Origin of the sequence: Dehalogenimonas sp. W, assembly GCF_037094495.1 — a bacterium.
In the GTDB taxonomy this organism is placed as follows: domain Bacteria; phylum Chloroflexota; class Dehalococcoidia; order Dehalococcoidales; family Dehalococcoidaceae; genus Dehalogenimonas; species Dehalogenimonas loeffleri.
This window is the reverse complement of sequence record NZ_CP146612.1, coordinates 768,293-792,542: the sequence shown is the minus strand read 5'-3', so window position 1 is coordinate 792,542 and position 24,250 is coordinate 768,293. Positions and strand designations below refer to the sequence as shown.

Below are 24,250 nucleotides of genomic sequence, written 5' to 3'. Positions count from 1 at the left end.
GATTACTTTGTATCTGTGAACCTGGTTTTTATCTGATTCCAGTGGGAGGACAACATAACCGGATCAATCCGATAACTAAATCTGATCAGGTACGGGGTTAGGAAAGCGGTGACTCCGACTGCCATACCGATAATTGGAAAAAGGAAGGAGCTCACCACACCAAGATCCTGACCGGCCTTGGCTACGATCAAGGCAAACTCACCAACCTGTCCCATTCCCAGGCCGACTTTCAGGGATGTCGACAGGTCATATCCCATTAGCTTTGTACCCATACCGCAGCCAATGATTTTCCCAAACAACATCGTCGCGATGACCAACAGGGCTGGAAGGAAAAAGACTTGAAACTGGGTGATATCGATCAGAGCACCGATCGAGACAAAAAACAGCGCGCCGAACATTTCTTTAATGCGCGAAGTCAGAATTATTATGCGGTGGGCCGATTTGGCGCTGGCAATAATCACACCCATAAGGAACGCCCCGATTGGCCATTGAGAGTCCCATCATATTGGCGATCACCGAAAGGCCGAAACAGAATCCCAGAGCAGCAAACACGATTACTTCGTCATGTTCGGTTTGACCCTCGCCCGTTTCCGGGTGATTCACCCAATCGATGGCTTTAGGGATGAATCTCAGGCCGAGAAGCAATGAACCGACGACGAATAACAGCATTTTACCGATCGACAGCGAGAGATCGATTACGTTGAGCGAACCAACATCGACAATCGAAGTCACAAGTCCTAATATCAGCACTACAATCAGGTCTTCCACAACCAGGACGCCCATCATCACCATGGTGGAAGTGTCTTTAAGCTTCCCCATATCTGTAAGAACTTTGGCGATGACAACTGTGCTACTCGATGCCAAGGCGATTCCTAAGAACAGGGCATCTATTAAAGGCCAACCAAGCATGCGCCCGATAACGAAACTGAGCGCAAACATCCAAGCTATCTCGATCAGTGAGATAACGGCATAGGTTTTGATGCCGATCTTCCTCAGTTTATCTAAAGGAAACTCAAGACCGATTCCAAATAACAGTAAAATAACACCCAATTCCGCTGCGGCTTCCAGGACTTCCGGCTGATTGATGAAGCTAAAAGGTGGAGTATAGGGGCCTATGAGAATGCCCGCAATAAGATAACCCAAGATCAACGGTTGTTTGAGTCGGTGGAAAATGAAAGTTGCCAGTCCACCAACAGTCATGATGATGGCGAAATCGGCAATGACTTCGGTAGAAAACTGCATTGGATGCTCCTGATCTAGTGGGGTTAGAAAAACGTTTGGAAGTTGTCCAAAGCATCGGACGTCTTGGGCGGCAATTTATTTTAACAGAATGAACATGCTCGAACAAACATAAAATATAGGATACATACCCCATACCGGGTTACGAAGGCATGGCCTATTTGCATCAGAGGGGAGCGCATGGGTTATAAACCCATGCGCTCCTTTTAGCTTGCGAAACTATTATCATCGGGCTAGGCCACTTGAACCTGAGTATACTTCATACCACGGCCGGCTCCAGTGCAGAAAGCTTGCCACCAATTATCAAACTTATCAGGGATTTCCGGATCAGTTACTCCAAATTCAAAATAGAAAGAGAGGGTCTTCTTCGGTCAGGTTGTGATTGGTAGAAAGGTCCCAACTTCTGCAATTGTGACTTTGACTATATTTCTTCCAGCAGGTCGTTTCTTGACCGGTTAAACAAAATGGGAGATGTTTACAACATCTCCCATTTGATCAACAACTTAACTCAAGAAACATTTTGCACTTTGAGTGTGGAATAGTCTTTAATGGTGGGCGCTGGCAGTCAATACACAGAACCGCTGCGCTGGTTTTTAACCTTGGCCAAGACCATTCCCTACGATTAGGTTAGATTTACTACCGTTGGTTCCTGTTCGTGGACAGGAAATTTACTAGCTTATCCAATTATTATCGCATTTGATCAATAAAATAGAAGCGCCCGTGTAGCTTTTTGTTAAAAAAGCGTACACGGGCGCTTTGAGTTTTGGGGAGATTAGTTAGATTTGGATTTTTTTAGGGCTGACCTTAAACCAAAGGTCAGATACAGGAAGATAATCAATGGGATTCCTATAAGCAAGGAAAGTACCTTGACAACGCCAGGCTGAGATTCTGCTAGGGTAGCAAATATTTCATGAGTCAAGAAAAATGCCAGAATAAGAGAAATCACTCCAAAAAGCCATTGATACCATTTAAAGTCAATATTTAATTTCATGTTTTTTCCTCTCTCATTTTAAATAGCGGGCAGGTACTGGTGCCAATATTCAGCCCTGCCTTCATCTGAGATGACGTCACTGTAACCGGATAGCGTATCCATTTTAGTAAAGAAGCTGTTCATCACAGGAGTAGTGGACACTACACCCTTAACTACTTCATGAATCCAAGCTTTATGATCTTTACTAAAGACACAATGGCTGGAACATCGACGACACACACCAACTGGGCGAGATGAAGGGGCGAAGCCTGTAATTGCATAGGAAAAATACCATTTTACGCATTCAATGGATTTATTAGGATATCCTTTATGGTCATTGGAAGCACTCCAGGGACCAGTTGCTCGATCCCAAGTTGGCTCTCTATACTCTTCTACTGTAGGAATTGCTCCGGCTGGGCAAACGTCGGCACATATCCCACAAGTTTTACAGAATTCCAAGGCACCAAAGTCTATAGGTTTAGTAGTGGGTAAAGGCAAATCGGTAAAAAGAATACTTGCAAAATTGCCGCTCTCGCCTTCTGGTTGTGAAACAGAATTGTGAATTCGATTATACTCTCCTACACCTGAGAGAATGCCCCAAACATTAGTTGGGGTCCCAGTAAACTTACTAGTTGTACTGTCTTCAAACCAATAAGACTGGTAGCCTAAGCCCCAAAGGAAGTTTTGAAGCTTATGACCATACTCACATTTTTCCATGTTTGATACAAAGGCTTGAGGGCTATTCACAGTACGACGATAGTTATTAGGATCTCGGGGACTTCTATCATAAATTACGATGGCATACTTGCACTTTTCAGGCATGACAAATGTTCCATTAGCGTCATACTTATAATCTGGGTTGTTTTCCAATCTAACATGAGTATTAAAAAGGGGTTTACGAGGTCCTACGCTGTTATCATCCACTCTAGCATAGCCAATCGCCCCTGCACCAAATTGCCTCAGGAAAGTTCGAATCATGAATGCGTTTTCCGTTTCGGAGCCTTCCCACTTCGGTACACCTAAAGTTTCATGAGTGACTTTAATTGTTCGAAAACCTTCAGGCGGATATTTCAGATATCCCGTTTGTCCTCTATCTAACGAGGCCCAGGCTCCAATTTGATCACGCAATGTAAAACCTGGCCGGTTGTTTTTGGCTCCTTCAATGGCATTGTTCTTTTGAGAAGCCCGGATAGCAGCCATCTCTTCTTTAGTAACATATATCGAGTCTTTCGAGTCTAATGTTCCTTCGCATGGCGAAGGGCCGGCGTAAGGCGTGCGTAGTTTCAAGTCGATTTCTACTGTTGGAATGTCAACTTCTTTAACCCACCAAGGACGTTTTTGCATAGATGTCGTGGAATTAAAAGTTTCGGCAGCACCTATGCCCGCCATTTCGTCTAGATCATGGAAAAAGGGAGCGGTTGCACCCATGCTAGCTATGGCTGCAGAACCTAAACCTATAGATTTCATAAAATCTCGGCGACTCATTGTGGAATGCGATTTCATATTACCTCTTTTATGTTTTGATTTTTGTTGGTTCCTTGACTCTGTGACCCTTGTTTACTAGAATGAACACAGGGAGGCGACAAGACACTGTTGTAAGACGCAGTACTTTTCCTTCCTTAACTGACGGCTCTGCCAGGAGCCGTCAGTCCGTTTTGGGCGAATTGCTGTTCTATATCATTTCTATTGTGAAATGTGTTTCATCACCTCCCCATCGCGAACGTTATTTTCACCCATTCTCGGTGTGTTAAGGATTGACATCATTCCAAATTCTGGCAAGTCAATCTCCCAAAAATGCCTGGTGTTCTCTCGGTCTATACTCAACGTGGGCACTATACTCGGTAACGGTTTAAGGTGAGAATCAAGCATCTTGGCTTTTGTAAACGGACAAGAATAAACACAGTTCATACAATGGCCCATCAATCTTGGCCGAAATCCGGTTGCAATATTATTTACGATGAATTCCATGCATTTAAAAGAATTATTCTTGTATCCTTTGTGATCATTGGATGCGTTCCAAGGTCCTGTGTTAATTTCCCAACTCGGTAATTTGTTTTTGTCAATCGCGCCAGATGGGCAGGCGACTGCGCATTTCAGGCAATTTTCACAGTATTTCAGGATCCCCATATCAATCGGTTTGCTCGGCGCTAAAGGCAAGTCCGTGAGAATACTAAACGTCCCAGACAAACATTCGTTGCCAAAAGCCGGTGTGATAGGTGGTCCGTGGGTTCGGTTATATTCTCCAATGCCGGTTAATATTTCTAGAGGAGGAAGGGGTGATCTTATTTCGAATCCCAGGTACCCAATTCCATGCAAGAAATTCATCATTTTTGCCAAATGTAATACCTTGTCCGTTGAATCTTGCCCAGCCGTTGCCAGTGTAGTGAAGTTACCGAATCTCTTATAGATACTCTTCATTTGTGGAACAAGGACGATCAAATATCTACAATTGCTCGGGTAACAGATTGTATTCAGGCCTTGAAGCTTATAGTCTCCGATTCCCTCTTCAAATTTCACAGCCATTTCTGAGTAAAATAGATTTATAATAGGCCCCAATTTGTGGTCATTTAAATCGATAATTCCTACATAAGAACACCCAATGGCTTTTGCCACCGTTCGGATCATCTTGGCATTATCTTCCGGCTTGCCTTCCCAGCGTGGCACCCCATAATCTTTGGGAGACGGAATTGAGCGAAATCCCCCAACGGGAGAAGGTAAGTCATAATAATAATCGGATATTAGTGCCTTCACGAGAGATATATCGCGTAGAGAATTCCCAGGCAATTGTTGCAGAATGCCATTTGTTTCGCGGAGTTTACTATTACTAATAATCTCCGCTTCTATTTTGGGATCGTTTAGATATCTGAAAAACGTATTAATATTATATACATTCGCAGACTGAGGATATGGGTTGTGTAATTTTAAATCGATTTCGACAGTAGGCACGTCGATATCTTTGATAAACCAGGGTTTATTTAACTCCGATGCACTCAACATCTGGTCCAAGTCCCGAAATTCATCACTACTATCCTTGCCTTTTTCGGACAAAGAAAGACCTTGCATGAAATCCTTGTTACTGATCGAAGAATGGTATCTATCCATATTGACCTCTTAGCTAATCAGAACTAGGAACCTCCATATATGTCATCAGTATGGCCAGGTTGTATCCTGATTTTGATTTCAACCCCAAGAGCGTTTGCTACTCTTTCAATGAAACCCAATGTCAGTGAATTCATCATACGTTCAAACTCAGATATAACGGGCTGTTTTGTACCAATTCGAGAAGCCAGTTCTTGCTGAGTAATACCACTCAACCGTCTGTACTCCGACAACCTCTTTACAATTGTATGTTCTAAAGAATTATTAGTACTCATAACAAATATAACCTATATCCTATATAATATATGGTATACACTATATTGTCAATACCCCATTTTGCGGAGCTCGGTTTTTAGGATTGGTCAAGGGTTACATATAGTTATCTCGGGGCTGATGTTGGATCATCCCTTCTGGCGGATTGGGTTGTATATGCAGGCACTGAACACTTTTAACAAAAAGTGTGATTAAAGACCTTATCATCCCTCGGTTGTTCTCGCTAAGACTCCCTCCAGAATATTCCGCGTTTCAGAGAGAGTTCCATTCTTTAAATAGGACGAGTCTTGGGATCAGGCCGTGACCATACAAAGCTGAGTTTGGCGGGGAAAATAATTTCAGTATAATGTAAGTGGTGGATTAGGCAGCACATAATAGAGGAGCGGGGAAATGGGAACATCACCTAAGCAACCATCACTTGTTTTGTCGGGGTTGGTAGTTGTTCCGTTAATATCTTTACTGATAGTGTTTTCCGGCTGTGGTTCGACACCATCTACGACTACAACCAAACCCACCACAACTACGGCACCCGTCACTTTCGCACAGCTGGCACAAAGTGGGCAGGTGCTTTATACCACCAAATGTGCCGGTTGCCACGGTGATAACGGCCAAGGTGTAAGGGCTCCCGCACTTTGGGGACCGAACTCCCATCTATCTGATCTTGGAAATGCTCAACTACTGCTTGGCTACACCTCGAGTGCGATGCCGCCTGGTTCAGCAAGTAGCCTTTCGCGACAGAATCACATTGATATAGTCTGTTACTTGCTCATCCAATCTAATGCAATAACAGGTAGTACTCCCTTTAACGAGGCTCAATTAAGCAGCATTATTTTGAAATAGCCCCGAATTCAGTTTCCAATCACCCCAGTATCTCTCGCCGACCCTTTGAGAACTACGAACCTGAGACGTCCTTAAAATAATAGGCTGTACGCCTAGATCAACAATAATGCCGTCACCTACCTCGACGCCCGAGTGAAGCCCTCATGCAAGTATTGATCCCACAATAGTCAGTTTTGTTCAATAACGGTAAGCAACAAGCCGTAAATATGTATCGCTGTGATATTCCCTCGCGCATTTTTCTTGCCGGAAGCGAAACCAGTGATAACTTTACGCCACCATCTGCGTTATATAAGGTAGATACTCCGCGTGAGGTTGATATTCCATGAAAAAGACCGTATTGGGTATTTTGGGGATGTTGGCTTTTATCTTCATCCTGTCCCTCCCCGGCTGTGTGACAGGTGAGGTGAAAGATCCCATTTCCGGCTTGCCCACGTTTACTTCGGAAGCGGCTTTGGTTTCCGCCTTCACCCAGGCACAAGCGAGGGGCAATTCCGGCAATTACTATGCCAAAGACGGCGCAATCCTGGCGCCGGCCGCAGCAGGCGCTGCGGAGGCAACCAACGGCGTCTCTTACTCCGGTACCAATGTCCAGGTCGCCGGCGTGGATGAAGCTGACATCGTCAAAACCGACGGCAAGTACATTTATGTTGTTTCCGGCAGCACCATTTACCTGGCTCAAGCCTACCCCGGTGAATCAGCCAAAATCGTCGGGCAGATCTCCATCGCCGGATTCACCCCCCAGGAGCTTTTTATCGACGACGACCGCCTGGTAGTCTTCGGTTCCACCTATTCCACCTCGGGCGATCAAGGCTATCCCACGATCCTGCCCGCCGATGCCAAATCGGGCATCTCCTCCATATATCCCTACCGGACCGGCATGGTATCCGTAAAACTCTACAATATTAAAGACCGTTCCAATCCGAAGCTTCTCAAAAGCTTCGACATCGAGGGATCTTACCTGACCTCACGCAAGATAGGCACCGACGTTTATTTCGTCGTCAACTCATATCCCAGCTACATCCAGACTAAACCCATCGCCGGCGATCTCATCCCCGGATACCGGGAGATTCTTGGCGGCACCGCATCCTCCGGTGATCTCAAGCCTGTCGCGAGCTATAACCAGATAGGCTATATCCCGCCCGTTCAGGCTGCCAGCTTTCTTACCATCGCCTCTATGTCGATGATTGATACGAATAAAGAGGTCGGCAAGACCGTCGTCGTCGGCAGCGGTGAAAACGTTTATGCCTCGATGGATAGCCTGTATGTCGCCCAGACCTCCTGGCCGGCTTACAGCGAAATCGGCATGACCATCGCCGATAACGCTCAAGGCACCGTTGTCACCAAGTTCTCCCTGTCCGGCGGCAAGGCTACTTATACCGCCACCGGGAAAGTCAAAGGACACATCCTGAACCAGTTCGCCATGGACGAGTACAACGGCTACTTCCGCATCGCCACCACAATCAGCGGCTACGTGAATAACCGCGACACCTCCACCAACAACATCTACGTCCTGGATGCCTCCCTGAAGGCCGCCGGCGCTCTCGAAGACGTCGCTCCCGGGGAAAGCATCTACGCCGTCCGGTTCATGGGCAAGCGCGCTTACATGGTGACTTTCCTGCACGTTGATCCGCTCTTTGTCATCGATCTTTCCCAACCGGCCGCGCCGAAGATCCTGGGCAAGCTGAAGATACCGGGTTACAGCGATTACCTGGAACCCTACGATGAGACTCACTTGATCGGCATCGGCAAGGAAGTTGACCCAAGCATTGATGCCAACTTGGTCCACACGGATAACGCCGTCTACTATACAGCGATCCAGGGCGTCAAGCTGGCTCTCTTCGATGTCACTGACGTCGCCAATCCGATCGAGGTTTACAAGGAAGTCATCGGCGACCGAGGCTCGGAGAGCCTGGCCGCCACCGATCATAAAGCTTTCCTTTTCGACAAGGAATCGGGTTTGCTGGTTCTGCCGGTTACCGTAGCCCAGTTAAAACCGGGGCAGCCCAAGAACATGCAGGGAGAATACGTCTTCCAGGGCGCCTATGTATACAACCTGACGCTGAAAGGCGGCTTCACCATCAAAGGTAAGGTCACCCACTACGATTCGAACGATGCTTTTCAAAAGAGCGGTCAGTATTTCTATGGAGGGACGGGTGAGATCACCCGCAGCCTGTTCATCGGCAATGTCCTTTACACCGTTTCCCAATCGAGGCTGCAGTTGAATGACCTCACCACCATGGCGGATTTGAAGGTGTTGCCATTCGGTCAGAAATAGACAGGCTCGCCTAAGGTTCTAACTAAATCCTATAAAACTAACAAATCGTCAGAGGGCGTGAACCAACATTCACTCAATACGTTGTTTCCTCGGACTCATTGAATCGAAGAGGTTTCAGCCACGCCCCAAATATCAACTGATCACAGAATTCTAATCATATTGCGAACTAGCCATCAAGAAACTACAATACAACCTGTTCAGCATTGGACTGCTGACAAGAATTTCTTGATCGATGTCTACACCAATTTTAGCTACTAAATTTTTCATACCCCCACCACGGTCTAAAGTTGTCCTCAGGGCTAGACTGTTCGAGCGCCTAAATGAAGGTCTACATCACAAGCTAATCCTTGTCTCTGCTCCTGCAGGCTTTGGTAAAACCACCTTGATCAGCGAATGGGTGGCAGGCTGTGGGCGCCCTGTAGCATGGTTGTCTTTGGGAGAAGCAGATAAAAACCCCACGAACTTTCTTATATACTTCGTTGCAGCTTTGCAGATGATTGCCCCAAAAATTGGGGAAGGAGTTTTGGGGGCGCTCCAATCCCCTCAACCGCCACCAATTGAGTCGATTCTAACCATCTTACTCAACGAAATCACCGCCATCCAAAACGATTTCGTTCTGATACTTGACGACTATCATGTTCTTGATGCCAAACCGATTGACGATACCATCGCCTTAATGCTTGAACATCTGCCGCCACAAATGCATGTGGCTATAATCACTCGTGAGGATCCAGATTTACCCCTGGCCCGATTACGCGCCCGTGACCAACTAACCGAACTGCGCGCCTCTGATTTGCGGTTTACGCCCGCCGAAGCCGCCGAGTTTCTCAATCAGGTGATGGACCTCAACCTTTCAGCGGAAAACATTGCCGCACTAGAAACCCGCACCGAAGGCTGGATAGCCGGGCTGCAGTTAGCCGCGATTTCCATGCGGGGACATCAAGACAATGCCAATTTCATCAAGTCTTTCACCGGCAGCCACCATTTCATCCTGGACTATCTGGTCGAAGAAGTTCTGCGTCAACAACCTGAAAGCATCCAGACGTTCTTGCTACGCACATCCATACTCGAACGCCTTTGCGGCCCCCTTTGTGATACTATTCCGCTCGACTCCTCGACTTCCGGGCAGGAAACCCTGGAATATCTCGAACGGGCCAACCTGTTCATCGTTCCCCTGGACAACGAGCGGCGCTGGTACCGATATCATCATCTCTTTGCGGAACTATTGCGCCAACGCCTGGAGCAGTCCAGCCCGGCTTTAGTGCCAAAGTTGCATCACCGGGCCAGCGCCTGGTTTGAGAGCGAAAACCTGATTGAGGAAGCCGTGGCTCACGCCTTTGCCAGCCACGATTGGGAGCATACGGCTGATCTGATCCAGCATTTCGCCTACCGGGTTCACAGGCAGACCAACCTGACAAAACTGAGTGGTTGGTTGGCTGGCCTGCCCGAGTCGGTCATTCGGGCCCGACCCTGGTTGTGCGTTTACCAGTCATTGGCATTCTATTGGACTGGGCCGAGAGATCGTATCGAGGAATTTCTGCAACTAGCCGAGCAGACATGGCCGGGCTCCCCCCTGCCAGTAGAGGAAACTACCCGTCTTATAGGCTACATCGCCGCCATTCGGGCTCACCTTGCTTTAGTGAGCGGCAATATTCCCCGTGTTCTGGCCATGGCAGAGGCAGCCATCCAGCAACTGCCTGAGGGCGATTATATGCGGGGGTGGACAGCCACGGCTTTGGGTGGCGCCTATTGGGGTCAAGGCAACGTCAATGCCTCGTTACAAGCATTCCAGACAGCTAGAACCGTGGCCTTGCAGCCTAACTACCCGTTGCTGGCTGTGCCCCCATCCTGCTATGTGGGCATGCAGCTAGTTAAACAGGGAAAGCTGGATGAAGCTCTTTGTATCTATTATGAAGGCTTGGCTTTGGCTACTATGGCCGGCGGCCAGCAATTACCCATAGCCGGTTTCCCTAAAGTGAAGCTCGGCGACGTGCTGCGCGAAAAAAACGATTTGGCGGGAGCCGAACAGTGGCTACATCCAGGCATAGAGCAGTGTATTCAGCTGGGTCATCCGGATGTTTTGGCGGATGCATATGTGGCGCTGTCCCGGCTCCAATTGGCTCAAAACAATTGGATCGGCGCCTACGACACCTTTGAAAAGGCTCAAGAAGTGGCGAATAAATCGCCGGTGGATCCGTTTGTCCGCTGCTGGCTGGACGATTGCCGCGTGCGGTTATTACTGGCCAAAGGCCGAATGGATGATCTTAACCGGTGGGTCGACGCCAGCGGGCTGAGCGTGGATGGCGAACTCAGCTACCACTACGATCTGCACCATATTAATCTTGCGCGCGTATTGTTGGCCCGCGCCAGGCATGCCCCTACCGCAGCCGGCGCTCACGCTAGTCTGCGCCAAGCGTCGAGCTTACTTACTCGCCTCCTCATCGCAGCCGAGAAAGCCGGCTGGGTGTATGAAACTATTAAAATCCTGGTACTCCAGGCGCAGGTCTTCGCTGAATCAAATGATAATAAGTCCCTCCAGGCACTGAGTGATGCTCTGAGTCTGGCGGAACCGGGCGGCTTCGTCCGTATCTTCGTTGATGAAGGTCCCCCCATGGCCAAATTACTCTCAGAAGCGGCTGCTCACGGGAATATGCCGGACTATGTTGGAAAACTGCTGGCTGCATTTGAAGCTGAGAAGCAGAAGACGTGTGATAAACCTGATTTATCCCCCTGCCCATCTGTCCAGCCCCTGATCGAACCATTAAGCCAGCGTGAATTAGAAATACTACGGCTAATGGCCCAAGGACTCTCGAATCGGCAGATTTGTGAAAGAGTCTTCCTCGCCCTGGACACGGTTAAGGGGCACAACAGGAAAATCTTCGACAAACTACAAGTTCAAAGACGCACCGGCGCTATAGCGCGTGCCCGCGAATTTGGACTTCTGTAGCTTAGCGCCGGTCGAACACAAACTCATTCACCGGCAAACTACAGGTTCAAAGCCCAATCAGAGATTCGCAATAACCTAACTCTGCATAATTTCTTCCCCCTCGACAACCAAAAACAACACCACCGCCCAACACTTAAGTGTCTATACGCTGACACTGTGTAGTTTCTATACTCCTTGTACATCAGATCAGTGGCAGAGGCTGTTATGAGCCACAAGAGGTACAAGATGATGTCAAACGAATTCGAACCCAAGCCGACTCAGGACAAACCCCTAATCTATCAAATTAGGATCAAAGGGCATCTGGGCTGCCAATGGACAGTTTGGTTTGAAGGCTTGACCATTACCCTGGGAGATAACGGCGATACGCTTTTAACCGGCCCCGTAACAGACCAGGCCGCGATGCATGGGTTACTCAAAAAATTGCGTGATTTAGGCTTGCCGTTGGTCTCAATATGCCCCCTCGGACACTGCGAGTCGGATCAGTCGAATGCCAAATAGTAATGGAAATAGGGAGGTTTGCCTTGGAAAACATCTAATACCCAAGTCAAGTCCCGGCGAACCAGTGGCGACCACGATTATATTCAGGGCCAATTTAATGAAACTTAACTGTTTGTTTGTTGAAGGAGAAATATATGAATACTGACAATAAAACCGCCGGATATGCCGCGCGCCTCGAGATCGACTATCCTCAAAAACTAGATCGAATGACAACTTTCTTCCGAATACTTTGGATCATTCCCATTGCGGTTATCCTAGGCTTAATCTCGGGGGCTGGTGAGACGGTCACCAACACGGTTTTCATCAATCAAGCCGGTGAGGTTATCAGGAAAACTCAAGAGACGGTTGGTGGGCTGGTGGCTGGCCTTGTTTTAGCCACGGCATTAATGATCCTTTTTCGACGGCTTTATCCACGGTGGTGGTTCGATTTTTCTCGCGAGCTGACCCGATTCGAGGCCAGGGTTGGTGCTTATGCGGGCTTGCTTACAGACCGATACCCGTCCACTGTCGACGAGCAGTCTATCCACCTGGAAATTGATTACCCCAACGTAGAAACTGACCTCAATCGGTGGTATCCCCTGATCAAATGGTTGCTCGCGATCCCGCATTATTTCGTTTTGTTTTTCCTCAGTATTGCCGCCTTCCTTGCTTTGTTCATGGCTTGGTTTGCCATTCTGGTGACTGGTCGATACCCGAGGGGCCTCTTTAACTTCAACGTCGGGGTTAGCCGTTGGTGGCTGCGGGTGCAAGCCTATGCCTTCCTACTGGTGACTGATAAATATCCCCCGTTTAGCTTGGGTTCTGTCTAAAATTGGATTTATATGTCACGTAAATTATTTTCCAATTCAATAAATTTTCTCAATAATCAATTAAAGGAGAATAAAATGAAAGTTTGTATTATCGGGGCATCTGGAAAGCTCGGCAAATACATGGTGCAGCAGGCACTTGATCGGGGCTACGAGGTAGTTGGCGTCTGCCGGGAGCGCAGCGCGATCAAGCTCGATGCATTCAAAGGACGCATCACTTTAATTCCCGGTGCTACGAACAATCGCGAGGTAATCAAAAAAGCTGTCGCTGGCTGCGACGGGGTGCTCACCGTGCTGGTTCCCTGGGGTACTCACCAATACTCATCCGGGACGGCCCAGGCGGTACTTGATTTCGCCCAACCGGGAGCGCGCCTCATCTTCTCTTGCGGCTGGCATATCACCCGTGATGGTCGGGATGTGTACCCGAGTTCCCTGAAAAGAGAGGAAAAGTTGGCCCGCCTGCTCGGGGGGTTGACTCGCATCATAGATATCGATGACCAGGTGGAAGCTTGCCGGCGGATTTTTGCCAGCAATACCCGCTGGACAGTCGTACGCGGGAGCGATCTCGAAGAGGGGGACAGTCAGGGCTTGCCGGTATGGAGCCGGCATGTCGGTGATCCCATTCTGAAGAGCAATTTGACTCGCCGCGTGGATTTCGCCCTGTTCATGGTAGAGGCACTCAAAAACGACGAATTGATTCACGAAGCCCCGGCGATTGTGGGACGCCAGACTCCCTCGGCCCTCGCTTACGCACAGTAGAAGGTGCCGAACATAGGCGGAGAATCCAACTATTTAGTCAAACGAGGAGGAGAAAATGAACACCTACAGAAAGACCGCTATCACAGTAGGCATACTATTCATAGCTTGCTCGGTTGCCAGCATCTTGGGCATGTCTATCTCAAACCCCATTTTGGATGGCGAGGATTATCTCACGACGCTGGCATCAAATAGTAACCAAATCATTGCCGGATCACTCATTGAGTTTGTCTGGGCAGCTACCTGCGCCGGTATTGCTATCGGTCTTTATCCCATCTTGAGGAAATACAACGGAGCTCTGGCGCTGGGAGCGGTTGGCTTCCGGATCGTCGAGGGTATTTTCGTTTTAATCGGGACTCTCGGTCTGTTGTCTCTATTGACATTGAGCCAGGAATTTGTTTCTGCGGGGACCTCGGCGGCATCGTCTTATCAGGCGTCGGGCAACGCACTGGTGGCATTGCGGGATTGGGCGCATGGCAGTATCGTACTCATCGCTTTTTCTCTTGGCACTTTGTTGTATTCCGCCGTTTTGTATCAATCCAGACTCATTCCCCGCTGGTTATCCGGTTGGGGGGTTTTGGCAGCAGCTTTGTGTTTGGCAGTAACCCTCTATAGTACCTTCAATTCAAGTTTTGGTCTCACCAATCTCAATACAGCATTAAATGCCCCTATCGGCTTGCAAGAAATGGTCCTGGCGGTTTGGTTGATTGCTAAAGGATTCAATCCATCGGTAATCGCTTCAGGTCCTGCCAAGCAGCTTTGATCGGAATTATCCGTAAAAAAAGGAGAACTAGAATGAACACCTATAAAAAGACAGCTATCATCACGGGAATTTTATTAATCATTGCGACTGCGGCAGGTCTACTGGGCAATGCCCTTACAGGCTCCATTGTGGGTGCTCCGGATTATCTTGTTCAGATTGCTGCAAACAAGAACCTGATCGTGGCGGGAGCGCTTCTTGCGTTTGTCGCGGCTGCCGGAAGTGCCGGTATCGCGATTTCGCTTTACCCCGTCCTGCGGAAACACGGTGAAGGGCTAGCTCTTGGGTCAGTCGGTTTCAGGCTTATTGAGGGGGTGTTCTACCTTGTCAGCGTACTCGGCTTGTTCTCTCTATTATCGCTAAGTCAGGAATATGCAAGCGCAGGGGCCCAGAGTGCTCCAGCCATTCAAGTCCTGGGCGAGTTGATTGTGTCGGTTCGTGTTTGGGCGGGCTTTGTGCTTGGAGTGATTGCCTTCTGCCTGGGCGCGGGTATGTACTACTACGTGCTCTATCGATCGAGACTCATCCCTCGCTGGCTATCATGCTGGGGTTTGGCCGGGCTCTTGCTGTTGTTCTCGATGACTATGGCGATTGCATTGGGCGAAAGAATTTCAGCACCTTCAGGCATGCTGGTGTTGCTGGCAGTCCCGCTCGCCTTGCAGGAAATGGTTCTGGCAGTATGGCTGATCGCCAAAGGCTTCAATCAATCGGCGGTCGCTTCCTTGTCTGAGAAAGCAGAATGAACGAGAAAAAGTTAGCGTATTCATAATAGGAGGGAAAATCATGAAAGCGATTGTAAGCCCCAAATACGGATCACCCGATGCTCTTCGGTTCTTAGAGGTTGCAAAACCTGTGCCCAGAGACGATGAAGTCCTGATAAAAGTTCATGCCGCCTCGGTAAACGCCTTTGACTGGCATGCGCTGACGGCCGACGTTTTCCTGGTGCGCCTGATGGGCGGGGGGCTGCTCAAACCGAAAAACCCGAGACCCGGAGAGGATGTAGCCGGGACGGTCGAAGCGGTTGGCAGAAACGTGCAGCAGTTCAAACCTGGTGATGATGTGTTTGGGGACTTATGCGAGTGCGGATGCGGCGGTTTTGCTGAGTACGTGTGCACCCGAGAAAACGCGCTGGTGTTGAAACCGGCCAATATGACATTCGAGCAAGCAGCAGCGGTGCCTATGGCGGCGGTCACTGCCCTGCACGGTCTTCGGGATGTCGGACAAATTCAGCCAAGGCAGAAGGTCTTGATCAATGGCGCGTCCGGCGGCGTGGGAACCTTTGCGGTGCAGATAGCCAAGTCGTTCGGGGCGGAAGTCACGGCTGTGTGCAGCACGAAGAATTTGGAACAGGCCCGCGAACTCGGCGCAGATCACGTAATTGACTACACCCAGGAAGATTTCACCCGAAGTGGCCAGCGCTATGATCTGATTTTTGCTGCTAACGGATATCATCCGCTTTCAGCTTACAAGCGTGCGTTAAGTCCCAAGGGAACTTACGTCGTGGCCGGAGGTGCCCTGGCTCAGATCATGCAAGCTATGCTCCTGGGACGATGGATGTCGCAGACCGGGGGTAAGAAAATGGCGGCATTAACATCGAGACCAAAACAAAAGGACCTGGATTATATCAGGGGGCTCCTTGAGGACGGTAAAGTCACCCCCGTTATCGATAGACGTTACCCCCTGAGCGACGTTGTGGAAGCGTTTCGCTATTTTGGACAAGGACACGCCAGGGGTAAGGTAGTCATCACGATGGAACCCGCTAACAGATGAAAACGGGACGCCGACGGGTGTTACGTTTATGACCATTGCAGCTGAGGAGTAATCAAATCATGGACACAAAAATCATTCTATCGGGAACCTGGGTTGTCGTCACATTAATCTACCTTTACGACGATGTCTTGCGCATCTGCAGCGGCGACTTTACCAAATCGATGGCCAATATGAATTTCAGCCAGTCGGTGTGGCTGGGGATCGCTGTTTTGATGTTGATTCCTATCCTGATGGTTTTCCTGACCCTGGTGTTGCCCCAGTCTGTGAGTCGATGGGCGAACATCATCGTAGCCGCCTTCTTTTTCCTGTTCAACCTGGTTGGCCTACCCAGTTACCCATCGATGTACGATAGATTCCTGTTAGCGGCCAGCCTGGGGTTCAATGTGGTCACTGTCTGGTATGCGTGGAAATGGGCATAACCCAATGGTTCTAAACGAATTGTTCCCAGGATTCTGGCTGATCATCCGTAACTTCAACCTATCCGCCATAACTGCCGAAGGTGCCAGCCAGTATTTACTGGAGGATTGAAATGAAAGCCATCGTCTACACCCAATAGGGCCCGCCCGAGGTGCTGCAGCTGAAAGAAGTGGAAAAACCTACGCCCCAAAACAAGGAGGATACCGTGCTGAAGATTACAGTAAACACCATCTTAGCTCTACTTATGCTGTTTGCCATCGTAAGTTGTGGACAATCAGAATCTCATAGCACTTCCTATCTAAGTCAAGAACCACCAGGGACAGAACCCCAAATATTCGCCCCGGGAATCGTCTCTGATCCCAATCAATTCGAATGGTCCGGCTCCTTTTCTCCAGATGGCAAAGAGTATTATTTTTCGCGTCAATACGGTGATGCCCCATCCAAAATATTATTCACCAAGTTAATTGATGGTAAGTGGACAACGCCTGAACCATTAATGGCCACCGCAGCCTATGGAGCCGGCGAAGTACACCTGACTTTTGACAACAAGAGATTGTATTTTATGTGGCAACATCCTTATCCCCCAGTACAGACTGGGTTGCCGCCATATTATTTTGTAGAAAGGGTTCCAAACAGATGGTCTGAGCCAAAATATGCGGGTCAAGGCATGTTTTTGAGTTCATCTCATGACGGGACCATTTACACTTCTGACATGTCATCATGGAATATTAATCGCCAAACCCACCTTGCAAAAGTCACGGTCGAAGGAGGTCAATTTATTAAATATGATCGCCTGGACATTCCGACTTATCTCGGTAGCCAAGCTCACCCCTGTATCGCCCCAGACGGCAGCTATATCCTCTTCGATGTGGATGGAGGAACCCATTTATTCGTTTGTTTCAAAAAGGCCGATGGAACCTGGGAGGCCGCAATAGACCTAACTAAGCACAGCTTCGACCCCATGGCTGGAGGCGCCTATATATCGCCAGACGGGAAATATCTTTTTTTCGCACTAAACGAGGATATCTGGTGGGTGGATATTAAAGTAATTGAAAACTTGAGACCTAAAGCCTAGTTCGGACTTTTCTTAACCTAGTGAATGTTATCAGAATCCGAGGAGGACAGCGATAAACCTAAACTAAAGGGCGGAAAGGGCAAATGCTTTTCCGCCCATTTCAAGCACAGATAGAGTCCAGGTCGTGTTTCAGACAGAGTCCGACTCCTCGAGGAGGACTAGTAAAGAAACAAAGGGAAAACCTCTCTGTTCGAATTATTCTCCCCTACGCCTGGGGTTTTCTGTGGAGTCCGACGTATGAAAATAAATCTGGCAATGCCGTGGTATAGTTAATCAAACAGTCATATATGAGCGATAAAAGGAGTAACCATGGCGAAAAAACTACCCGCTTCTAAAGAAAAAACCTGTAAGCACTGTGGTCATAATTGGGTTGCCAGAGTCGAAATACCTAAAATTTGCCCCAGTTGCCACAACCCACATTGGGACAAAACTGCGCGGAATACTTAGAAAAACACCGTCTAAGGCGCCAAAGGGTGTGGGCTAAAACAGTGATTAGGCTACCGCAAACTCCAACACCCGTGGTTCAGGCAAAGTCCGACTCCCAGGAGGACGAAGCTAAACAGTGAGGGAAAGGCTTTATCAGCCTTTCCCTCATCAAAGCCGAGATCCGATGTCTGGCGTGTTTCAGGCAGAGTCCGACTCTCAGTAAGATGAAGACCAAAGGTTCTAGTAGCAGCCGAGGGGTTTTTCAGCCCCTCGGCTGCTACCGGTTTATCGAGCCATAATCTCAAACAGATATCAACGGGATTGCGTTATGATGGTAACTCGCGGCTGACTATTAGAATTAATGCTTTTTGGTTTATGACAACTACCGGCGTGTCTTTTTCGATTGCTTCTCCCGTTGTTGCCGCTGACCATAACTCGTTGCCAATTCTTACTGTACCCTGGCGGGCAATTCGTGTCTCAGTAATTCCCCTCATCCCGATTTGGCTTTCGAAACCAAGAGTTGGTTTACCGCTTAACAAGAAGTAGATTGCTATACCAATTCCTAGAAAAACTGCCGCCAGGAGAATAATGACCCATACCGGCAACTCGATGCCGACTAGTGGTAGAAGCCACAATACAATAATGAACAATATCGCTTCATCCACCAATGAGGCCAAAACCAGTGCGAATAGACGAAAGTTGAATTTCTTCATGAGATTAATTATACGACATTAGATCCAAAGCATGCCGTGCGAGTGATTCAGTACCTCGGGCTTCATCAGCCCCTCGGTCAGTTTCGCAGAGAGCCACCCCAGGATAGGTCGTGTTCTAAGCAGAGTCCGCCGCTTCGAGGAGGAGGAGGTTTAATAACAACCGAGAGGCTTCATCAGCCCCTCGGTTGTTATTGATATTTTCTCTGGAAACGACGTTAAGGCTCAGAGTTACTTGTTTTTCGAATTAATTGATGATTAAGTTGTATTCAGCTATTGACAGGTACTGTGGTTCATACACTAGGCCTCGAACCTCCAAAGCATTGACGAATGCCCGAAGATGGTTCTCGGATCCCCTGATAAGATTCTGGTACACTCTTTGAATATCTATGTTATCAGTTCTTTCAAGGCATTCTCTGAGGTCGAGAATATCGATTTCTTCGATTGCAGCCCCGACCTTCAATGCATCGATGACTGAAACGCTCCCTTGAACGATCAGAGCATCATAAAGTCCCTGTAATTCGTTATTGGTGAAAACACCTACTCCGTTGCTCCCCACTGGGTCAATCAATCCGTATTGTTCAATCACGTTTTGCAAGGCATCCATGTGTTTTTGTTCGCTTTGGCTTATGTTGTTGAAGGTCCGATAAGTCCATAAACTAGCCATAGTCAGGTAGACATCTCGGGCGACCTTTTCTTCTTCTCTCATAAACAACACATCATGTGCCTCAGTGTCGGACAATGAAGAAACGCAATCACAAACAACAGCTTGGGTTAGCGCCTCTTGTCCATACCTGCCGTATCCGGCATTACCTGCGGCCAGTCCAATAGCTCCAACGGATGTGATTAGCAATAACGCAGTTGTTGCACCAAGACCAACTCTTGTCATTTTATTCATACTGGTTGCCCTTTCATATTTATATGTTTTTATGGCTGGAATGGCGACGGGTTCTCAACCTGTAACTGATTAACTTCACCTTGGCCGTTCTCACCCCGCACCTTGTCACCGGATGCGGCCACGGGGCTGGCGGCTACGATAGAGATGATTATTACTCCTACGATCACTAGGATTGCTCCCTTTGTTTTCATGGTTTTCTCCTACCAGGTGTTATTTTGATTGAGGTAAATGCTTGGTCTTCAGGAATTAAGATTTACCCCACTGACGCTGGTCGCCGGGTCCAGTGCCATCACCTGACTCACCGTAAGAATTACCGTTTTTAGGTTCACCCAATTGGTAGGCTAAACTGGGGTCTACTTCGCTTGATCCATGATAGCCGACGCCTAATTCATTGACATCGGCATTCTGGCCTAACCGGTTTTGTTCCGCTGCCCCAAGATCAAGACAGTCTTGAGTCTGCGTCTGAGAACGTAACTGATCGCGGAGTTGTTCCATTTCACGTAATTGAGCTTGGGTTTGGATTGGTTCTTCGCAAACAACCAACCTGTTTTGTTCCCTCTCAGTTGTGGTGTTGGATTGACTTTCTGAAGCAACAACCGCCCCCACCGATGTTGATACCAGGACTGCGGCCCCCGCCAGTGTTACCAGGAGTGTGTTGACCATGGTCTGTCCCCTTTCTAATATTTCTATCCTGTTTAACGGGGACAAAGTCTAATTTGTTACACTATTATCGACCATTACCACCTCCAGAAGAACCTCCCGTACCACCGGAACCAGTCCCTTGATCACCCTGGTCATCATTATCTGCTCCACCTTGGGATGGTTCTTCGGAAGCGGCTGTTTGGATCTGTTGCTGGAGCACTGCTGGTATCTGGGATGGTATGGTCGGGCTATCGGGGATTTTTCCTGAATACCCGGCAGCGTTAAGACTTTGCACCGCTTGCTTATAATCTCCGGCGGCGCCAATCATCGCCTTCTCAATCAGGGAAATGTTTTCATTTGACGCCTTGGCATACATACCACTTAGACATTGAAGCTGGGCATTAGTCGCGGCGGCGTTCAGCCGATCTATCTCCATCGTCTCTTGTCCCGACCCCCGACCAAATCCCTGGCCATTCCGCTTGAGTTCTCCATATCGGTTGAGGGCATTTAAAGAATCTTCTTGGTGTCCTTGCTCAGCCATCATTTGCGCCCGTAGCAATTGATAATCCATTGCAGCTAAATTGAGCTTGGTAGCCTTCACAGGGTCGATTTCGGCAAAAGCGACCAATCCTTTGGCCTGCTGTTGAAATTGGAACTCGCTCATTGTGGTGAGTTCCACCCTGATATGGCCGACGGTTGAATCTATGATTGAATCTAGGGTTGATAAATGGGTTTGCAGGGCTAGGCAGAAACGCTCCCTCAGTACTCCCGTTTCATCCTGATTCATGATATCGGTTGCCATGCTGATGTGTTCTTGGTATCTTGAAGAGGAGGGGGATACCTGATCAGTTAAAGCTACACCAAGGTTCCTGATTTCATCAATCCTTTTTTCAGCCAGAACCAAAGAATAGTCAAATCGACTCTCATCTCCAAAGGTCAAACCCATTCTGACTTGTTCCCATACGGTTTTTATACCGTAGAGCGTTTCACCCGGCAAAGCAGATTGGGCTGCATATACAGTACCTCCTGAAGTGACCAGCATCAAAGCAACGGCGGCCATTACTACTGATCGTAACGGTGGAAATCTTTGCCAAAAATTAGGCACGGGTTTTTCCCGCGCAATTTCCTCAAATATTTTTGCTTTAGTGAGTGCCTTCCATTGATTCGAGGGTATTGGGATTTCTGGCTGATGAATCGAACCGGCGAGCTTAAGCAGATGTTCCAACTCCTGCCGGTGATGTGGATATCGGTTCAGGCAAGTTTTAATGTCAGAACTGCCGGACTCAATATCGGTAATGCATTTAGCCAGAATATGTTCTATGTTTCCCATAGTATAGTCTCCTTCGAGCCGAGCAAACGACGCAGTGAGCTTAATCCCCGGTGCTGCAGTACTCTGACAGCACCTTCACTTTTACCAATCATCTTGGCGATAAGTGGATAATCAAACCCTTCTATAAAGTGAAATAAGATCACTTGTTGTTGAGCCTCCGGTAACTTTAAAATGGTTTTTTGCAGCAATGATTGAATTGCGTGTCTTTCGGATATTTTTGTTGGATCCTCAGCTTCATCTCGGATATCCAATTCCGGGTCTAAATTAGATTGGGGTTTCTTGGACCGATAATAGTCAACGATCAAGTTATGAGCGATTCTCATCAACCAGCCGAGGAACGGTGTATTGGTATTTCGGAATCGACTGATAGCCTTAAAAGCATTGATGAAAACCTGTTGACTTATGTCCTGAGCGTCTTGGGCCGACCCGACCCTGTAATATACATGCTTATAAATGTCATCGACATACATATCAAATAGCCGACCAAACGCAGCCGTATCCCCTTTAACAGCGGAGTCTATATCTGCGATAGATGTATGAGCTTCGGATTTCAGATTTGCCACTATATACTCATATTCATAATGATAAACGGACTCGAAAGGTATTTGTTACAGGAAAGGGAGAGTAGCTGAACTATACGAGGTTCCCGGATTAAGGGCAAGAAACGCTGCTTGGAAATGGGGATATAACTGAGCGGGCGGGAGTAAAAATAACCGATGGGTCGCGTCGACTAAGGAAGATCCAAGATCCACATAGTAAACGAGCCTGTGGGCTCATCGCCTAAAGGCTCGGTCATGTTTCTGGTGGAGACGGGGGAGAGTCAGATGATACCTGAAACACGGGAGCTCATGGAGTGGATATCCAATAAACCACTATTTCAGATGGTTGCCATCACAAAACGGCTTGTTCGAACTTTTGCCGCATCGGCAAAGAGTTACTCGATTTCGGACCTCGTATGTGTGACCATTAGCCGACTCGATCGGAATCCCCCTCGAACCCAAAGGGGGCCCATTTTACCTGCCTGAGTGTCCTTCACCAAACCTATCGACGGTTCAAATTCAGGTTCAATGGCTTTTCCACCGTTGTCCCATACAACGAGCCTTCCAGAGGGACAGTCACACGCTTCTTCGATAGCTGTTTTCCGGGATTCTGGGTCATCCGAGTTTTCTACTAATGTCCAGGTCCCGTCTGCTCGATGGCAGAATCTGGCGCTGGCACAAAAACCTTGCGCGTCGGTCAGTTTCAGATCCGGGCCAGTGATTTCCTCGGCTTGATTGAGGTACGGACTGCGCGATGTCGTTTCTGTACCGTTAAAATGTATCTTGGCGTGAGTACCGTCGCAAAAGGGTTTGGTACTAGATCGGCCGCATCTGCAGAGTGCGTAGTTTTCTTGGATCGGAAATTTCTGCCCTTCTTTCCAGCCGTGGCACTGGTCGTCATTATCGACGCAAGTAAAACGTTCAGAAAGCGGCACACCTCCGGATACCACATAAGGGCCGTCCTTGGTGATCACAATTTTAAATTTCTTGGATCTCTGACCGGTTGATTTCACCATGCTGGTCTCCTCTCATTTGTTTGTTAAATAAATATCGCCTTTATGCAATTATAGTACTTTGTAAATCGCTAGTTTATTTAGGTCTGAAACACGACTTATCCTGGAGTGGGTTTCTACGAGAATTACCGAGGGGCTGAGGAAGTCCCTTGGTTGTAACAAGGGCTTTCCGTCTTAGTCCTCCTCGTGACGTCGAACTCGCTCCGAAACACGGGAGACCCTGGGGTGGCTCTCTGCGAAACTGACCGAGGGGCTGATGAAGCCCCTCGGTTGTTATATCCAGAAAAGACCAGATCCCAGCCTGCGATTTAGATAGAGTCCGACTCTCCTCTGTTTCCCGATACAGGCTAGTATCACACCTTCTCTGCTTATGTGTGATCATTAACGATAGGTTGTTGTGTAACTGGCAACCTTCGAAATTATCGATTGAACTAGTCTACTGGTCGCGTCATCCCAAGCGCCCACTGATAAAACTCGACAGCAATTCCCAAAACGCCGATGAGAACGGTCCTCATGTCTCCGGCCCGGTCGTCGCATGACTCCCAACTCACGTTGGGCTTTTGTAAACCTAAGTGGACGAAAGTCTGCACCAGGGTTTTGGGGTGGTAGTAATTGCCGAATGGATTATTGATAAAAGCGGCTGATTCTTCACCATCTGAATCGAAATCATTGCCCGTGGTGCCACCAGATTCCAGGTTCTTGCCCTCAAGGTACTTCCACCAAAGTGGAAGAAATGCGGCTTCATTTTGGATGAACCAGTGACGAAACCCGGAGTATTTGTTTTGATCCTGTTCACTCGGAGCTACATCTGAACCCGAAGCATAGGCTATAATGTCGGAGAAATCCATGAACCTGGTAATCCATTCGTGGATCAACGCTTTTTCACGTTTAAGTAGTAATGATTTAACCATGATGTAATTATAACATTCGAGTCTAAAAAACGATGGTTTTTCATCGGCATGGAGAC

At 48.2% G+C, this 24,250-nt stretch carries 26 protein-coding genes; 11 read left to right on the top strand and 15 right to left on the bottom strand.

Annotation, left to right across the window (positions count from 1 at the left end; all coding sequences use genetic code 11):
* Nucleotides 1-2 precede the first annotated feature (2 nt).
* The 6 genes from V8247_RS04070 to V8247_RS09125 all read right to left on the bottom strand — a co-directional run bounded on the left by V8247_RS04070 (nucleotide 3) and on the right by V8247_RS09125 (nucleotide 5,583).
* On the bottom strand, nucleotides 3-467 hold the full coding sequence (locus V8247_RS04070) for a cation:proton antiporter (protein WP_338739043.1): 465 nt from the start codon (nucleotides 465-467) through the stop codon (nucleotides 3-5).
* Nucleotides 403-1,242, bottom strand: a complete 840-nt coding sequence (locus V8247_RS04065; RefSeq protein ID WP_338739041.1) for a cation:proton antiporter — start codon at nucleotides 1,240-1,242, stop codon at nucleotides 403-405. The genes V8247_RS04070 and V8247_RS04065 overlap by 65 nt, the downstream gene beginning before the upstream one ends.
* 769 nt (nucleotides 1,243-2,011) lie before the next feature.
* Nucleotides 2,012-2,230 (bottom strand): hypothetical protein, encoded by a 219-nt coding sequence (locus V8247_RS04060; RefSeq protein ID WP_013218939.1) that lies wholly within the window; start codon nucleotides 2,228-2,230, stop codon nucleotides 2,012-2,014.
* Nucleotides 2,231-2,248: 18 nt separating this feature from the next.
* Nucleotides 2,249-3,712, bottom strand: coding sequence for a reductive dehalogenase (locus tag V8247_RS04055; RefSeq protein WP_338739037.1), 1,464 nt, complete (start codon nucleotides 3,710-3,712; stop codon nucleotides 2,249-2,251).
* Nucleotides 3,713-3,892: 180 nt separating this feature from the next.
* Nucleotides 3,893-5,311, bottom strand: a complete 1,419-nt coding sequence (locus V8247_RS04050; protein ID WP_338739035.1) for a reductive dehalogenase domain-containing protein — start codon at nucleotides 5,309-5,311, stop codon at nucleotides 3,893-3,895.
* A gap of 23 nt (nucleotides 5,312-5,334) precedes the next feature.
* Nucleotides 5,335-5,583, bottom strand: coding sequence for a helix-turn-helix transcriptional regulator (locus tag V8247_RS09125; protein ID WP_013218935.1), 249 nt, complete (start codon nucleotides 5,581-5,583; stop codon nucleotides 5,335-5,337).
* Between the two features lie 388 nt (nucleotides 5,584-5,971).
* On the opposite strand from V8247_RS09125, the gene V8247_RS09120 reads away from it, so the two are divergent.
* From V8247_RS09120 to V8247_RS04000, 11 genes are all read left to right on the top strand, one after another.
* A complete protein-coding gene (locus V8247_RS09120) occupies nucleotides 5,972-6,421 on the top strand; it encodes a c-type cytochrome (RefSeq protein ID WP_013218934.1) in 450 nt (149 codons plus the stop codon).
* A 322-nt stretch (nucleotides 6,422-6,743) separates the two neighbouring features.
* A complete protein-coding gene (locus V8247_RS04045; protein WP_013218933.1) occupies nucleotides 6,744-8,696 on the top strand; it encodes a beta-propeller domain-containing protein in 1,953 nt (650 codons plus the stop codon).
* Between the two features lie 433 nt (nucleotides 8,697-9,129).
* The gene (locus tag V8247_RS04040) at nucleotides 9,130-11,643 is read left to right on the top strand and encodes a LuxR C-terminal-related transcriptional regulator (protein ID WP_049760388.1); all 2,514 of its coding nucleotides are present in this window, start codon (nucleotides 9,130-9,132) and stop codon (nucleotides 11,641-11,643) included.
* 225 nt (nucleotides 11,644-11,868) lie between these two features.
* On the top strand, nucleotides 11,869-12,141 hold the full coding sequence (locus V8247_RS04035) for a hypothetical protein (RefSeq protein ID WP_338739023.1): 273 nt from the start codon (nucleotides 11,869-11,871) through the stop codon (nucleotides 12,139-12,141).
* Between the two features lie 134 nt (nucleotides 12,142-12,275).
* The gene (locus V8247_RS04030) at nucleotides 12,276-12,950 is read left to right on the top strand and encodes a DUF4389 domain-containing protein (RefSeq protein WP_338739021.1); all 675 of its coding nucleotides are present in this window, start codon (nucleotides 12,276-12,278) and stop codon (nucleotides 12,948-12,950) included.
* Nucleotides 12,951-13,025: 75 nt separating this feature from the next.
* Nucleotides 13,026-13,706, top strand: a complete 681-nt coding sequence (locus tag V8247_RS04025) for an NAD(P)H-binding protein (protein ID WP_338739309.1) — start codon at nucleotides 13,026-13,028, stop codon at nucleotides 13,704-13,706.
* Nucleotides 13,707-13,761: 55 nt separating this feature from the next.
* Nucleotides 13,762-14,466 (top strand): DUF4386 domain-containing protein, encoded by a 705-nt coding sequence (locus V8247_RS04020; RefSeq protein WP_338739019.1) that lies wholly within the window; start codon nucleotides 13,762-13,764, stop codon nucleotides 14,464-14,466.
* A gap of 32 nt (nucleotides 14,467-14,498) precedes the next feature.
* Nucleotides 14,499-15,206: a DUF4386 domain-containing protein gene (locus tag V8247_RS04015; RefSeq protein ID WP_338739017.1), complete on the top strand. Its 708-nt coding sequence runs from the start codon at nucleotides 14,499-14,501 to the stop codon at nucleotides 15,204-15,206.
* A 40-nt stretch (nucleotides 15,207-15,246) separates the two neighbouring features.
* On the top strand, nucleotides 15,247-16,233 hold the full coding sequence (locus V8247_RS04010) for an NAD(P)-dependent alcohol dehydrogenase (protein WP_338739015.1): 987 nt from the start codon (nucleotides 15,247-15,249) through the stop codon (nucleotides 16,231-16,233).
* A gap of 59 nt (nucleotides 16,234-16,292) precedes the next feature.
* A complete protein-coding gene (locus tag V8247_RS04005) occupies nucleotides 16,293-16,652 on the top strand; it encodes a DUF6326 family protein (protein ID WP_338739013.1) in 360 nt (119 codons plus the stop codon).
* A 203-nt stretch (nucleotides 16,653-16,855) separates the two neighbouring features.
* On the top strand, nucleotides 16,856-17,725 hold the full coding sequence (locus V8247_RS04000) for a hypothetical protein (RefSeq protein ID WP_338739011.1): 870 nt from the start codon (nucleotides 16,856-16,858) through the stop codon (nucleotides 17,723-17,725).
* 752 nt (nucleotides 17,726-18,477) lie between these two features.
* On the opposite strand, the gene V8247_RS03995 is transcribed toward V8247_RS04000, so the two are convergent.
* The 9 genes from V8247_RS03995 to V8247_RS03955 all read right to left on the bottom strand — a co-directional run bounded on the left by V8247_RS03995 (nucleotide 18,478) and on the right by V8247_RS03955 (nucleotide 24,194).
* Nucleotides 18,478-18,864: an NfeD family protein gene (locus tag V8247_RS03995; protein ID WP_338739009.1), complete on the bottom strand. Its 387-nt coding sequence runs from the start codon at nucleotides 18,862-18,864 to the stop codon at nucleotides 18,478-18,480.
* 244 nt (nucleotides 18,865-19,108) lie between these two features.
* Entirely contained in the window at nucleotides 19,109-19,759 is a 651-nt protein-coding gene (locus V8247_RS03990) for a DUF2202 domain-containing protein (RefSeq protein ID WP_338739007.1), read from the bottom strand.
* A 29-nt stretch (nucleotides 19,760-19,788) separates the two neighbouring features.
* On the bottom strand, nucleotides 19,789-19,950 hold the full coding sequence (locus V8247_RS03985; protein ID WP_338739005.1) for a hypothetical protein: 162 nt from the start codon (nucleotides 19,948-19,950) through the stop codon (nucleotides 19,789-19,791).
* 55 nt (nucleotides 19,951-20,005) lie between these two features.
* On the bottom strand, nucleotides 20,006-20,422 hold the full coding sequence (locus tag V8247_RS03980; RefSeq protein WP_338739003.1) for a hypothetical protein: 417 nt from the start codon (nucleotides 20,420-20,422) through the stop codon (nucleotides 20,006-20,008).
* Nucleotides 20,423-20,486: 64 nt separating this feature from the next.
* The gene (locus V8247_RS03975; protein ID WP_338739001.1) at nucleotides 20,487-21,731 is read right to left on the bottom strand and encodes a DUF5667 domain-containing protein; all 1,245 of its coding nucleotides are present in this window, start codon (nucleotides 21,729-21,731) and stop codon (nucleotides 20,487-20,489) included.
* A complete protein-coding gene (locus tag V8247_RS03970; protein ID WP_338738999.1) occupies nucleotides 21,719-22,294 on the bottom strand; it encodes an RNA polymerase sigma factor in 576 nt (191 codons plus the stop codon). Before V8247_RS03970 ends, V8247_RS03975 begins: the two co-directional genes overlap by 13 nt.
* 309 nt (nucleotides 22,295-22,603) lie before the next feature.
* The gene (locus V8247_RS03965; protein ID WP_338739307.1) at nucleotides 22,604-22,711 is read right to left on the bottom strand and encodes a CDGSH iron-sulfur domain-containing protein; all 108 of its coding nucleotides are present in this window, start codon (nucleotides 22,709-22,711) and stop codon (nucleotides 22,604-22,606) included.
* The gene (locus V8247_RS03960) at nucleotides 22,666-23,286 is read right to left on the bottom strand and encodes a CDGSH iron-sulfur domain-containing protein (RefSeq protein WP_338738997.1); all 621 of its coding nucleotides are present in this window, start codon (nucleotides 23,284-23,286) and stop codon (nucleotides 22,666-22,668) included. The genes V8247_RS03965 and V8247_RS03960 overlap by 46 nt, the downstream gene beginning before the upstream one ends.
* 428 nt (nucleotides 23,287-23,714) lie before the next feature.
* Nucleotides 23,715-24,194: a hypothetical protein gene (locus V8247_RS03955; protein ID WP_338738995.1), complete on the bottom strand. Its 480-nt coding sequence runs from the start codon at nucleotides 24,192-24,194 to the stop codon at nucleotides 23,715-23,717.
* Nucleotides 24,195-24,250 lie beyond the last annotated feature (56 nt).

Excerpts from the sequence above, each read along its gene's own strand:
- V8247_RS04070 (WP_338739043.1), bottom strand. The coding sequence starts at position 467 with ATGGGTGTGATTATTGCCAGCGCCAAATCGGCCCACCGCATAATAATT.
- V8247_RS04065 (WP_338739041.1), bottom strand. The coding sequence starts at position 1,242 with ATGCAGTTTTCTACCGAAGTCATTGCCGATTTCGCCATCATCATGACT.
- V8247_RS04060 (WP_013218939.1), bottom strand. The coding sequence starts at position 2,230 with ATGAAATTAAATATTGACTTTAAATGGTATCAATGGCTTTTTGGAGTG.
- V8247_RS04055 (WP_338739037.1), bottom strand. The coding sequence starts at position 3,712 with ATGAAATCGCATTCCACAATGAGTCGCCGAGATTTTATGAAATCTATA.
- V8247_RS04050 (WP_338739035.1), bottom strand. The coding sequence starts at position 5,311 with ATGGATAGATACCATTCTTCGATCAGTAACAAGGATTTCATGCAAGGT.
- V8247_RS09125 (WP_013218935.1), bottom strand. The coding sequence starts at position 5,583 with ATGAGTACTAATAATTCTTTAGAACATACAATTGTAAAGAGGTTGTCG.
- V8247_RS09120 (WP_013218934.1), top strand. The coding sequence starts at position 5,972 with ATGGGAACATCACCTAAGCAACCATCACTTGTTTTGTCGGGGTTGGTA.
- V8247_RS04045 (WP_013218933.1), top strand. The coding sequence starts at position 6,744 with ATGAAAAAGACCGTATTGGGTATTTTGGGGATGTTGGCTTTTATCTTC.
- V8247_RS04035 (WP_338739023.1), top strand. The coding sequence starts at position 11,869 with ATGATGTCAAACGAATTCGAACCCAAGCCGACTCAGGACAAACCCCTA.
- V8247_RS04030 (WP_338739021.1), top strand. The coding sequence starts at position 12,276 with ATGAATACTGACAATAAAACCGCCGGATATGCCGCGCGCCTCGAGATC.
- V8247_RS04025 (WP_338739309.1), top strand. The coding sequence starts at position 13,026 with ATGAAAGTTTGTATTATCGGGGCATCTGGAAAGCTCGGCAAATACATG.
- V8247_RS04020 (WP_338739019.1), top strand. The coding sequence starts at position 13,762 with ATGAACACCTACAGAAAGACCGCTATCACAGTAGGCATACTATTCATA.
- V8247_RS04015 (WP_338739017.1), top strand. The coding sequence starts at position 14,499 with ATGAACACCTATAAAAAGACAGCTATCATCACGGGAATTTTATTAATC.
- V8247_RS04010 (WP_338739015.1), top strand. The coding sequence starts at position 15,247 with ATGAAAGCGATTGTAAGCCCCAAATACGGATCACCCGATGCTCTTCGG.
- V8247_RS04005 (WP_338739013.1), top strand. The coding sequence starts at position 16,293 with ATGGACACAAAAATCATTCTATCGGGAACCTGGGTTGTCGTCACATTA.
- V8247_RS03995 (WP_338739009.1), bottom strand. The coding sequence starts at position 18,864 with ATGAAGAAATTCAACTTTCGTCTATTCGCACTGGTTTTGGCCTCATTG.
- V8247_RS03990 (WP_338739007.1), bottom strand. The coding sequence starts at position 19,759 with ATGAATAAAATGACAAGAGTTGGTCTTGGTGCAACAACTGCGTTATTG.
- V8247_RS03985 (WP_338739005.1), bottom strand. The coding sequence starts at position 19,950 with ATGAAAACAAAGGGAGCAATCCTAGTGATCGTAGGAGTAATAATCATC.
- V8247_RS03980 (WP_338739003.1), bottom strand. The coding sequence starts at position 20,422 with ATGGTCAACACACTCCTGGTAACACTGGCGGGGGCCGCAGTCCTGGTA.
- V8247_RS03975 (WP_338739001.1), bottom strand. The coding sequence starts at position 21,731 with ATGGGAAACATAGAACATATTCTGGCTAAATGCATTACCGATATTGAG.
- V8247_RS03960 (WP_338738997.1), bottom strand. The coding sequence starts at position 23,286 with ATGGTGAAATCAACCGGTCAGAGATCCAAGAAATTTAAAATTGTGATC.
- V8247_RS03955 (WP_338738995.1), bottom strand. The coding sequence starts at position 24,194 with ATGGTTAAATCATTACTACTTAAACGTGAAAAAGCGTTGATCCACGAA.